This is a genomic window from Staphylococcus lugdunensis (assembly GCF_002901705.1).
Lineage (GTDB): Bacteria > Bacillota > Bacilli > Staphylococcales > Staphylococcaceae > Staphylococcus > Staphylococcus lugdunensis.
The window spans coordinates 714,920-725,493 of sequence record NZ_PPPV01000012.1 but is presented as its reverse complement, the minus strand read 5'-3'; the positions used below and the strand labels follow the sequence as shown (position 1 = coordinate 725,493).

At 33.0% G+C, this 10,574-nt stretch carries 14 protein-coding genes; 10 read left to right on the top strand and 4 right to left on the bottom strand.

The features are described 5' to 3' along the window. Nucleotides 1-62: 62 nt before the first annotated feature. Nucleotides 63-974: a COX15/CtaA family protein gene (locus tag CD041_RS04180; protein WP_080606597.1), complete on the bottom strand. Its 912-nt coding sequence runs from the start codon at nucleotides 972-974 to the stop codon at nucleotides 63-65. A 235-nt stretch (nucleotides 975-1,209) separates the two neighbouring features. Between CD041_RS04180 and cyoE the strand changes: the two genes are divergently transcribed. The 4 genes from cyoE to CD041_RS04160 all read left to right on the top strand — a co-directional run bounded on the left by cyoE (nucleotide 1,210) and on the right by CD041_RS04160 (nucleotide 4,301). Next, a complete protein-coding gene (gene cyoE / locus CD041_RS04175) occupies nucleotides 1,210-2,121 on the top strand; it encodes a heme o synthase (protein ID WP_012990880.1) in 912 nt (303 codons plus the stop codon). 25 nt (nucleotides 2,122-2,146) lie between these two features. Further along, entirely contained in the window at nucleotides 2,147-2,608 is a 462-nt protein-coding gene (locus CD041_RS04170) for a DUF420 domain-containing protein (RefSeq protein ID WP_002478353.1), read from the top strand. Between the two features lie 186 nt (nucleotides 2,609-2,794). Continuing rightward, nucleotides 2,795-3,850, top strand: coding sequence for a CAP-associated domain-containing protein (locus CD041_RS04165; protein ID WP_070647964.1), 1,056 nt, complete (start codon nucleotides 2,795-2,797; stop codon nucleotides 3,848-3,850). Between the two features lie 16 nt (nucleotides 3,851-3,866). Further along, nucleotides 3,867-4,301: a YlbF/YmcA family competence regulator gene (locus CD041_RS04160; protein WP_080606595.1), complete on the top strand. Its 435-nt coding sequence runs from the start codon at nucleotides 3,867-3,869 to the stop codon at nucleotides 4,299-4,301. A gap of 87 nt (nucleotides 4,302-4,388) precedes the next feature. On the opposite strand, the gene CD041_RS04155 is transcribed toward CD041_RS04160, so the two are convergent. Further along, nucleotides 4,389-5,315: a lysophosphatidylglycerol phospholipase D gene (locus CD041_RS04155; protein ID WP_080606594.1), complete on the bottom strand. Its 927-nt coding sequence runs from the start codon at nucleotides 5,313-5,315 to the stop codon at nucleotides 4,389-4,391. A 158-nt stretch (nucleotides 5,316-5,473) separates the two neighbouring features. On the opposite strand from CD041_RS04155, the gene CD041_RS04150 reads away from it, so the two are divergent. After that, nucleotides 5,474-5,725: a YlbG family protein gene (locus tag CD041_RS04150; protein ID WP_002459394.1), complete on the top strand. Its 252-nt coding sequence runs from the start codon at nucleotides 5,474-5,476 to the stop codon at nucleotides 5,723-5,725. A gap of 16 nt (nucleotides 5,726-5,741) precedes the next feature. Here the strand turns inward: CD041_RS04150 and CD041_RS04145 are convergent, their stop codons facing one another. Then, nucleotides 5,742-6,131 (bottom strand): DUF7147 family protein, encoded by a 390-nt coding sequence (locus tag CD041_RS04145; RefSeq protein WP_002478349.1) that lies wholly within the window; start codon nucleotides 6,129-6,131, stop codon nucleotides 5,742-5,744. Between the two features lie 68 nt (nucleotides 6,132-6,199). Here CD041_RS04145 and rsmD point away from each other — a divergent pair, with 68 nt between their 5' ends. Next, complete coding sequence (gene rsmD, locus CD041_RS04140) at nucleotides 6,200-6,751, top strand: 16S rRNA (guanine(966)-N(2))-methyltransferase RsmD (protein ID WP_002478348.1); 552 nt, start codon at nucleotides 6,200-6,202, stop codon at nucleotides 6,749-6,751. Further along, a complete protein-coding gene (gene coaD, locus CD041_RS04135) occupies nucleotides 6,744-7,226 on the top strand; it encodes a pantetheine-phosphate adenylyltransferase (RefSeq protein ID WP_002459391.1) in 483 nt (160 codons plus the stop codon). The genes rsmD and coaD overlap by 8 nt, the downstream gene beginning before the upstream one ends. 71 nt (nucleotides 7,227-7,297) lie before the next feature. Here the strand turns inward: coaD and CD041_RS04130 are convergent, their stop codons facing one another. Continuing rightward, nucleotides 7,298-8,431 (bottom strand): nucleotidyltransferase, encoded by a 1,134-nt coding sequence (locus CD041_RS04130; protein ID WP_070647966.1) that lies wholly within the window; start codon nucleotides 8,429-8,431, stop codon nucleotides 7,298-7,300. A 126-nt stretch (nucleotides 8,432-8,557) separates the two neighbouring features. On the opposite strand from CD041_RS04130, the gene CD041_RS04125 reads away from it, so the two are divergent. The 3 genes from CD041_RS04125 (at nucleotide 8,558) to CD041_RS04110 (ending at nucleotide 10,363) form a co-directional block, all read left to right on the top strand. Then, a complete protein-coding gene (locus CD041_RS04125) occupies nucleotides 8,558-9,109 on the top strand; it encodes a YceD family protein (RefSeq protein WP_002459389.1) in 552 nt (183 codons plus the stop codon). 85 nt (nucleotides 9,110-9,194) lie between these two features. Then, complete coding sequence (rpmF, locus tag CD041_RS04115; protein ID WP_002435373.1) at nucleotides 9,195-9,368, top strand: 50S ribosomal protein L32; 174 nt, start codon at nucleotides 9,195-9,197, stop codon at nucleotides 9,366-9,368. 254 nt (nucleotides 9,369-9,622) lie between these two features. Continuing rightward, the gene (locus CD041_RS04110; protein WP_002478346.1) at nucleotides 9,623-10,363 is read left to right on the top strand and encodes a TrmH family RNA methyltransferase; all 741 of its coding nucleotides are present in this window, start codon (nucleotides 9,623-9,625) and stop codon (nucleotides 10,361-10,363) included. Nucleotides 10,364-10,574 lie beyond the last annotated feature (211 nt).

Genomic DNA, 10,574 nt, shown 5'->3' with positions numbered 1-10,574 from the left:
TTAATAGAAATTGTCTTTTTTACATTGTTTAAGAACTTAATGTCCCAGACCCTTATTTAAAATTATAAATGTGAGCTGCGAATTGTTCGAAGCATTAACATAATAAAGTATGCAATCATACCAAACAGTATTGTAATAAACAATGCGTGGAATAAAGCTATAATTAAATTAACGTGTGTAATGATTGAAAGTGCACCAGTCACAACTTGTAAAATAATAAGTATAAATGCTGCAGTGTAACCATAACGAACCGTTCTATTTTCTGAATAATTCTTAACGGCATGAATAAAGGTAATTAAAATCCATGTAAAAGCAATCAATGCCATACCTCTATGAACAAATTGTACCCATTCTTGTTCACCATGTGGCATAATATAATCGAATGGAACTGGCCACGCTCCATAAGCTAGACTTGCTTTGGTATGACGTACTAAAGCACCAGTATAAATTGTAAGATAAACGATAATCGTCATAATCCAAGTTAATGTTCTTAGTGGTTTTTTGATATATAATTCATCAGCTTCGTATTTTTGGTCTACTTCAAAAACAATCAACATTAAGACAAAAACAGATGAGAAACTAATTAAAGAAATACCAAAGTGTAATGCTAAAACATAAGAATTTTGTTGCCAAATAACGGCTGCTGCGCCCACTAATGCTTGTACAAGTAAAAAAGCGACACTGATAATACATAGTGGCTTCACTTCTTTGATATAACCAATATTTTTCCATGCTGTAATAACAAGCCATAAAACAATGATTAAAGATAAACCTGACATTGCTCGGTGACTTAATTCAATAATCGTTGTGATTGGTAAATTTTCTGGTAATAAAGCACCGTGACATAGTGGCCATGAAGCACCACAACCATCTTCAGAACCAGTTTTTGTTACTAAAGCCCCACCTAATTGTACAAACCCCATAATTATGGCAGCTAGTACGGATAACCATTTAAGGTTTTTTTGTTTAAACAATTTTATACACCCCATCATTAAATAATAGTTAGCCTAAATTATACCTCGGATGACTATAATTTAATGTCCATATTTCTATTCTAGCCATTATTTCAATTATACATCATTCATAGTGTTTTCAAAAAGAGAGTTTTTGAATGTCGATAAAGTGTCACAAATAATTTTTTATTCAACTGGTCAATTTACTATATTTAATATATCATAGTACTATATGGAAATTTTAAGGAGGGGGCATATGAATAAAGAACAGACTTTATCACACACTTCAAGTCGCGTTTCTTTCAAAGAATTACAACAAATAATTAAAATGGGTCTTGTTCAAGGTAATTTGATTCCTGCATTTGCGGGTGCTTGGCTTGCAGTCGTTATGACTAGCCATTCCTTCCTATCATCGATTCCACAAATTATATTAATGATAATAGGGTCGACTTTGATTATGGGGGGCGCTTGTGCAATAAACAACTACTACGATCAAGATATAGATTGTATTATGCCAAGTAAACAAAACCGACCGACCGTTAATGATAGAATTTCAGATAGAAACTTAATGCTATTAAGCTTCGGAATGATGTTAGTGGGGGAAGCTTGTTTATTTTTATTAAATATTCCAACTGGTGTGCTAGGTCTTGTAGGTATAGTTGGTTATGTATCATTTTATTCTATTTGGTCTAAACGTCATACAACGTGGAATACTGTAGTAGGTAGTTTTCCTGGTGCAGTACCTCCATTAATTGGATGGGCAGCTATTGACGGACAATTAAGTCTTGCTGCTTTCGGACTATTTTTAGTGGTATTTTGTTGGCAACCAATTCATTTTTACGCTTTAGCAATTAAAAGAAAGGATGAATATGCATTAGCCAACATTCCAATGTTACCATCCGTTAAAGGTATCAAAAGAACGCGTGTTAGCATGTTCTTTTGGCTTGTTTGTTTATTGCCTTTACCATTCTTCTTCACTAATTTAGGTACTACATTTATTGTGTTAGCTACTTTATTAAATTTAGGATGGCTTTTCATTGGTTTGACAACATTTAAAAAGGATACAGACCAAACAAAATGGGCTACAAAAATGTTTATATACTCGCTCAATTATTTAGTAGTATTTTTCGTAATGGTTGTTGTAGTTTCATTAATTAAAATGATATAAAATACTGAAGGCAAGGATGAAATTTATGAATGTACCTATTCTACCTACGATTAGTACGAGTTGTATTGTAATTAGTGCCATTTTAATTGCCATCGGTTGGTGGCAAATTTGGCATAGGCATGTAAATGCTCATAAGAAAACAATGTTATGGGCTGCTGTATTCGCATTAACGTTCTTTATTATTTATGCAACACGTACTGTGTTTATAGGTAATACGGACTTTGGTGGTCCCGATTCATTGCGACCATTTTATAAAGGTTTTTTATTTTTCCACATAAACCTAGCTACATTAGGTGGTATTGGTGGTTTAGTACAGATTATTACTGCTTTTAAGGATAAATTTAATATTCATAGAAAAATTGGTCCTACAGCATCTGTTATTTGGTTTTTGACAGCTATTACAGGTGTTACGGTGTATATACTACTTTATGTATTATATCCAGGCGGGGAGACGACGTCGGTAATTAAGGCAACGTTAGGATTATAATCTCAATACAACTGGGCTATAGGGGCTCTATTAACTGGTGAAACTTGTTGTTTTACCAGTTTTTTATCTACTTAATTGAATATTACGATTAAATTAAAGTACAATAAAAGCCGAAGTCCTTATATAAAATGTTTTGTAGTCTAAAGTATCAATTTTTATAATATATTATTAAGTAAGAGGTGAAAGATAATCAAATTATTATTGAAAATATTAGGTGTCGTGCTGTTAGTAACATTTTTAATATATTTATTTTATTCACCTCGATTACAATTTGATGTATTAGAAAATCCAAATAAATCTACTAATACGAGTCGTTCAGATCAAAGTGCACATCAAAACAATCAAAAAGATGATGGAAATCCTAAGCCTAAAGAAGGAATTGGCACTTGGATAGGAAAAGACATCTCTTATTTAACTAAAAAGTTTGGACAGGCAGATCGGTCATATCGATATAGTGATCATTATAAAAACTATGTTTTTAAACAACAAGATGCTTATTATGTTGTATTAGTTAGAGATAAGCGTATTAAATCGGTTTATGCTACGGGTGAAAATGCCAATGTTGCCCCTTTAAAAATTAATGATAGTGCAGCTAGAATTTTTGAGAATACGAGTATTAACCCTGATCCAACATTTAAAGTTAATAATAGGACATATCACTTTGAATTATCAGATGAAGATTTGAAAACTCAAACATTGATAAAATATGGTGAAAATTATGCTCAAGTTTATGTTGATCAACAAACGAATGATATTATGGGAATACGTTATTTAGATAAAGAGGCACTTGCACTTTTTAAACCTTATCGTTTAGAAGATGATGAACAATCATCGCAGTCTCGCATCAAGCATTCTGCAGATATTCCTTTTGAGCAAAACCCAAATCAGCTTATGACACTTTATGAAATAACTAATGAAATACGTAAACTAAAAGGAATTAAACCGATGCGTGTTAATAATGATATTGCCCATATCGCCGCAATTAACTTATATGATGCTACAGATTCTGATAGTGTAGCATTTACTGAAGATACGTTACGAAATCAATTAGAGAATCAAAATATTGAATTTAAAACGACAAGTCAAAATGTTGGTTATGATTTTGATGATGTCCCAACACTCATCCATAGTTGGATGAATTCGGATATACATCGCTCAAGATTATTGAATAAAAAATACAATGAAATGGGTGGAGAAGTTATGAAAAATTACTACTCACTTATTTTTGTGGAAGATAAATAAAGGAGGTAAGCCAAAGATGTACACAGAAGAAATGGGTTATATTTTAGATGAAATCGAAAAGTTATCAGATATGGTTACTGATTCAGAAATATATTATCAGTTTAAAGAGGCTCAATTAAAGCTAAATCGTGATGATGAAGCACATCTCATGTATGAAGCTTTCTTAAAACATAAACATATGTATGATGAAGTCATGCGTTTTGGCCGATACCATCCTGACTATCAAACTATAATGTTAGAAACACGGCGTCGCAAACGTGCTTATGAAATGCTTCCGGTTGTGATGGACTATAAAGTTAAGGAAGTTAAGTTACAAAATTTAATAGATGAACTTATAAGCAAAATCGCACATGCAGTATATGCAAATGTGAAAATTGAGGCAGGAAATCCCTTTTTCCAAACGGATGAGCATGGTTGTGCATCAGGAGGTTCATGCAAGTGCTCGTTATAAGTAGAATTAGATTATAATTAACATATATAGTAAAAACCTTCAAGTGAGACTATAGCAGTCAAACATTTGAAGGTTTTTCACGATATTTTATTTCATCGTTAATGAATCCTTAAATTGTTTTCCAAGATCAGGCCAATCTGTTACCAGTGTGTGTACACCTTTTAAATATAAATCATGCATCATATCAATGCTATTAATACCGTAATATCCCGGTACAATATTAAGGGTATTTAACCACTGGATAAAGCGACGAGAAGTTAATGGTATGCCTTTGAAATGTGTTGGCATTTGGAAAGTATTTGCTTTTGGGTGAAAGCTACGTGCAGTGCCACTTAAGAACTTCAAAAATCCTTCTGCGACTTCCTTTTGACTAGCGCCAATTGCAACTGAATTTTGCGCTATTTTATTGAACCTGTCAATTTGTTCACTATAGAAGCTTGTAACTAATACACGGTCTTGCGCTTGATTATTTAAAATATCGTCAAACATCTTTTGTGGTGCAATAGATTCTTCATAGCTCCCTGGATGATCTTTTAAATCAACGTTAATTCGCATGTTTGGATATAATTTTAGTAATTCATCAAATGTTAGAATAGCTGTTTTCTCATGACCACGATAAGGTGTGGTTCCATTTATATCTGTAAAATGATAACCCGCATCCAATTTTTTTAATTCAGCTACAGTATGTTCGCTTACTTTACCTGAACCATTTGTGGTGCGATCAACTGTAGCATCATGAAAAACAATGAGTTTTTCATCTTTAGTAAGGCGTACGTCTGTTTCGAAACCATCTACATCAAAAGATACAGCATGGTCAAATGCAAGTTGAGTTTGCTCTGGTCTTACGGCCATGCCACCTCGATGTGCAAAAATATAAGGTGAACGTCCTTGGAAGAATGGTGGAATCGTCTTTGGCTGTTGTTGGGATTGTTGTCGTTTATAGAATAATAGGCCACTCATAATACCTATTCCAGCTAATCCCCAGTTTATTAAACGTTTATTTTTTATTGACATATATGGTGCCTCCTCAAAGGTATTAATATAAGCGTATCAAATTTATATATTAGGTAACAGTAAAGGTACTTTATTTCGTATTAGGACGAAGTTATTTTCTAAAATATTAAGACATGATATGATAATGAATGCATAAATAAATGGAGTGATGACAAACAATGAACTTAATACCTAGAACGAGTTTGACTGTTTATTTAAAACACATTAAACATGAGCGACAGCTGCGAAAATACGGACATATTGTTCATACAAATAAGCAAGAAAGATATGTCATTATTTATATTAATGAAGTTGATGCAGATGTAATTGTGCATAAGCTGATGCAAATGAAATACGTTCGGCACATTGATGCTTCGCCATATAAATACTTAAAGAAAACATATGAAAAAGAAAAGCACGAAACGCTTTAATTCAATAGTTTAAATATCATTGGAGTGGTGGTATCCAATTTTGTAAACGCAAAATGCTGATTAGATATTTAAAGTATAGGTCTAAATCGTGAAAGGCTTCGATAGGCTGAACATCAACACCAATCGTTTGAATATTATATTGTTCAGCTTTCTCATTAATCATCTGAAACTTTTTGTTACTTTCTGGATAAGGATAAGACATCGCATTAAGCATGATATACATAGCTTGAAAATGATGGCCTTCAGTAGGTTGCATAACGAGTGCTATAGATGATCGTTGCTTTTCAGATTCTGGCGTGTGGAAGTACATTATTTTATCTACACGAGCATGGTCATAATCTATCAGTGTTAAAAATTCAAACAGGTCAGTCAACCCTTCTCCAAGAACGATAAATGATTGTTTCATTAGTTAAGTAATTCTCCTTTTTTAATCAAATTATAGTAAAACACAAGATGAAATGGAAGTGTATTAACATGCGCGTGATAGCTGGTAAACATAAAAGTAAAGCACTTGAAAGTTTAGAAGGTCGAAACACGAGACCAACAATGGATAAAGTTAAAGAAGGCATTTTTAATAGTCTTCACAATGTAAGTGGACTTGGACTAGATTTATTTGCTGGAAGTGGTGCGCTTGGTATTGAAGGTTTGTCACGTGGAATGGATAAAGTAATCTTTGTTGATCAGAATTTTAAAGCAATCAAAGTAATTCAAGCGAATTTACAACAATTAGACTTAACAGAACAAGCTGAAGTATACAAAAATAATGCAGATAGAGCATTAAAAGCTTTAAATAAAAGGGATATTCAATTTGATTATATCTTTTTAGATCCGCCATACAATAAAGGACTTATAGATAAAGCTTTAATTCAAATTGAAACATTTAATTTGTTAAAAGAAAGTGGTATCATCATCTGTGAGTTTAGTCATCAAGAAGATATTGCTATACAATCATTCAAAGAGCTTAAACGCTATCATTATGGTTTAACAGACACGTTGCTGTTAGAAAAAGGAGATAAAAATGGGTAAGACAAAGGCAGTTATTCCAGGAAGTTTTGATCCAATCACGTACGGACATTTAGATATTATTGAACGTAGTGCGGGACGATTTGATGAATTACATGTTTGTGTGTTGAAAAATAGTAATAAAGCTGGCACATTTACGGTAAATGAACGCATTGAACTTATTGAGGAGTCTGTAAAACATTTATCTAATGTTCAGGTCCATCATTTTGATGGATTACTTGTTGATTTTTGTGATCAAATAGGTGCTAAAACAATTATTAGAGGCTTACGTGCGGTTAGTGATTTTGAATATGAATTGCGATTAACATCTATGAACAAAAAGCTTAATAGTGATGTTGAAACGATGTACATGATGACAAGTACAAATTATTCCTTCATTAGTTCAAGTGTTGTTAAGGAAGTAGCACAATATAAAGCAAATATAAGTGATTTTGTACCACCTAACGTAGCAACTGCATTGAAAGAAAAATTTAAATAATATGTAAACAACCCCTTCTGAAAGTACTATTTAACGAGCTTTCAAAAGGGGTTGTCATCGGTATAGCGTTATTATTTTCGAATAACAGGCGTGTTAAAATCATTTTGAGTACTATGGGTACATAAATTATAAAGTTGCGTAGCTTTAATTTCTTGCGTGAAAAAGGGCGCAGTTTTCTTTGTTATATTTGTGATATAATTTCGCTCTGGAAATTGTGCTTTTAGATACTTCAAATATTGTTGACCCTTGTTAGTCATGCCTAAAATACGAGCTGCTTTTATATTAGTAGGAACATCTTGTTGGCGTATATTGAGTACGATGTTCATTAAGGCACGTTGAATGTGCGTGTATGTATAGCGTTTCGTTTTAACGAGGGTTATGAAACTATCTAAATTGTTTGCTTTAGTTATCAATGATTGTAAACGATGTTCTAAGCCTTCATTGATTGTGTATATTTGTGCTAAGTCTTCCGATGATTGTGTAATTAAAGCATATTGAATATAAGGAAACAATGCTTCTTTTGTCATTTGTGGCTGCTCATAAAGATGCCACATGTGATTTGGTACAACTTGTTTCCAAAGTGCGTCATTTGAATTTAAAGCGTGACGAATTGCACTACCACTTGCCAATGTTTGGTGATTAATTGATGATTGATGATGATATGTACCTAAGCGTTCAATCGTCATAGCATTAATGTTTGGTGCAAAATTATGAATAGCTTTTAAATAACTAAGTCCTAAAATATTATTTGGAGTTTGTAAAATGTGATGTTGATTAAAATGGTCACTTAAAACACGTGGGTAACTTTTACCGCTATTGATTTGAGCCCTATACTTTGGATTTGTTTCAAATTGTTGAATATCTTGAGCTATTTTAGTCAACGCCTCAATATTGGCACTTTCACTACCAAATGAAATCGTATCTATGCCTAGATAATCGGCAAGCAATATACCGTATTTGGCAAAGTAATCTGATGAAGATAGACTGCCAATTATAGGAAGTTCAACAACTAAATCGACGCCTTCTAAGGCCATCTCGGCACGAATAAACTTATTGAATATTGCTGGTTCGCCACGCATTACAAATTGTCCGCTCATCAATGCAATGGTGACATCGGCATTGGACAGTTTTTTTGATTGTCGGGCATGATACAAGTGACCATTATGAAATGGGTTATATTCCGTTATAAGTCCAACACTTTTCATTTGCAATTCGTCCTTTCAGTATTCATCATAAGTATTGTAACAGATACTTTGATGTTAAGAAAAAATCTTGACAACTCTTGTAGAGAAAGTTAAAATAAATTTTGTGCTTGTTAGAGGTGAAGCCATATGAAATGGTCAATAACACAATTAAGAAAATATCAAGGTCAGCCCTTTGAATTTAATGAAACAGCGAAATTTGATCACTTAAAGGAATCGCTAGGTCTTATTGATTTGTCTGAGATTCATGTAGAAGGTCAACTTAATGTTAAGTCGAATGAAGTGATTGCAGATATGCATGTAACTGGGACATATACGATGCCATGTGCACGTACATTGGAACCAGTTGAAGTGCCACTAGATGTGACAACTTCGGAAGTATTTGATTTAGAGGGATATAATGATTATGCCGATGAAAGTGAGCTTGATGAACATTATCATCTAGCCACTGATGGTATGATAAACATTAAAGATATTGCGGAAGAGCTAGTCATAATTGAGAAACCCATGCGTGCATATTCTGATAACAGCAATCAGATGTTAACAGAAGGTAACGGCTGGGAAGTTATTGACGAAGATCAATTGATTGAACTTGCAAAGGGTGATGAAGATAAATCTTCGGAAACAATGCAAGTTGATCCTAGGCTTCAGAAATTACAACAATTATATGATAAAGAGTAATAGCAGATTACGTCTTGTTATAGTATAATTAGGAACTAATCTGACATTTAGAATTAACTGGCTTTAATATTAAGGAGGATAAATCATGGCAGTACCAAAAAGAAGAACGTCTAAAACGAGAAAAAACAAACGTCGTACACACTTCAAAATTTCAGTGCCTGGTATGACTGAATGCCCAAGTTGTGGCGAATACAAATTATCTCACCGTGTATGTAAAAATTGTGGTTCATACAATGGTGAAGAAGTTGTTAGCAAATAATTTTAGCATAGTGCTAAAATAATATGAATAATAAAGAAACCCAATGATGACAACAAATCATTGGGTTTCTTTATGTGTTTTTATAAATACATTACAAGAATGGACTGCAGAATCACACTACGTAGTTTAAAAATAATTTGATACGATTGAAATGACAATCTTTATATTAATGTAACTGAATGTTCATCAACGTTGTGCTAATATATAGGACGAAGCATATAACAACCATAATTACATAAAATTGGAGAGTTTTAATGGAACAAATTACATCTGCACAAAATAGTAAGATTAAAAATGCAAATAAACTTAAAAAGAAACGTGAACGTGATAAAACGGGACAAGCACTCATTGAAGGTATTCATTTAATTGAAGAAGCTTATCAAAGTAATCTGACGATTAAACAATTATTTATTATTGAACCAGAGCGAACAGAACAAGCATTGATAGATTATTCAGAAGAAACATTTCAAATTAATATGAAAGTGGCAGAAGCATTATCAGGTACAATTACACCTCAAGGATTCTTTGCAGTAATTGAAAAGCCAAACTATGATGTAACACATGCAAAACAAGTATTACTCATTGACCGCATTCAAGATCCTGGCAATTTAGGAACATTAATTCGTTCAGCAGATGCTGCCGGTATAGACCTTATTGTTATGGAAAAGGGAACAGCAGATGCGTATCAGGATAAAGTGCTTAGAGCTAGTCAAGGTAGTGTCTTCCATATACCTGTGGTGACTGCAGACTTACAAGGGTTTATAAAGCAGTTCGAAGGTCCTGTATTTGGTACTGCACTAGAAAATGCTGTGTCATATAAAAATCTTGAACCCCAAGAAACATTTGCACTGCTACTTGGTAATGAAGGGGATGGAGTAAATAACGCGTTGTTAGAACATACGACGAAAAATTTAATTATTCCAATTTATGGCAAAGCAGAAAGTTTAAATGTTGCAATTGCTGGAAGTATTTTACTTTACCACTTGAAAGGTTGACCCGTTTGTTTAAAATCGGCTATACTTAGATGTATATAATAAAGTATAGTGATGACAAGTACTCATAAAATTGAATGATAAACCAATAAAAAGACCTTAACTAGTAGAACGAATTGTGCAGGGAGAATAAGCGTGACTGAAACTTATTCCAATTTCGATTAGTTACTTTCATCTTTTTGGTTACTTAAAGAGATTTAAGTCGGAGCGCGTA

What these genes read in the sequence shown, in the direction of transcription:
- cyoE (WP_012990880.1), top strand. Translation starts at nt 1,210, where the DNA reads ATGAATAAAGAACAGACTTTATCACACACTTCAAGTCGCGTTTCTTTC.
- CD041_RS04170 (WP_002478353.1), top strand. Translation starts at nt 2,147, where the DNA reads ATGAATGTACCTATTCTACCTACGATTAGTACGAGTTGTATTGTAATT.
- CD041_RS04160 (WP_080606595.1), top strand. Translation starts at nt 3,867, where the DNA reads ATGTACACAGAAGAAATGGGTTATATTTTAGATGAAATCGAAAAGTTA.
- CD041_RS04155 (WP_080606594.1), bottom strand. Translation starts at nt 5,315, where the DNA reads ATGTCAATAAAAAATAAACGTTTAATAAACTGGGGATTAGCTGGAATA.
- CD041_RS04150 (WP_002459394.1), top strand. Translation starts at nt 5,474, where the DNA reads ATGAACTTAATACCTAGAACGAGTTTGACTGTTTATTTAAAACACATT.
- CD041_RS04145 (WP_002478349.1), bottom strand. Translation starts at nt 6,131, where the DNA reads ATGAAACAATCATTTATCGTTCTTGGAGAAGGGTTGACTGACCTGTTT.
- rsmD (WP_002478348.1), top strand. Translation starts at nt 6,200, where the DNA reads ATGCGCGTGATAGCTGGTAAACATAAAAGTAAAGCACTTGAAAGTTTA.
- coaD (WP_002459391.1), top strand. Translation starts at nt 6,744, where the DNA reads ATGGGTAAGACAAAGGCAGTTATTCCAGGAAGTTTTGATCCAATCACG.
- CD041_RS04130 (WP_070647966.1), bottom strand. Translation starts at nt 8,431, where the DNA reads ATGAAAAGTGTTGGACTTATAACGGAATATAACCCATTTCATAATGGT.
- CD041_RS04125 (WP_002459389.1), top strand. Translation starts at nt 8,558, where the DNA reads ATGAAATGGTCAATAACACAATTAAGAAAATATCAAGGTCAGCCCTTT.
- rpmF (WP_002435373.1), top strand. Translation starts at nt 9,195, where the DNA reads ATGGCAGTACCAAAAAGAAGAACGTCTAAAACGAGAAAAAACAAACGT.
- CD041_RS04110 (WP_002478346.1), top strand. Translation starts at nt 9,623, where the DNA reads ATGGAACAAATTACATCTGCACAAAATAGTAAGATTAAAAATGCAAAT.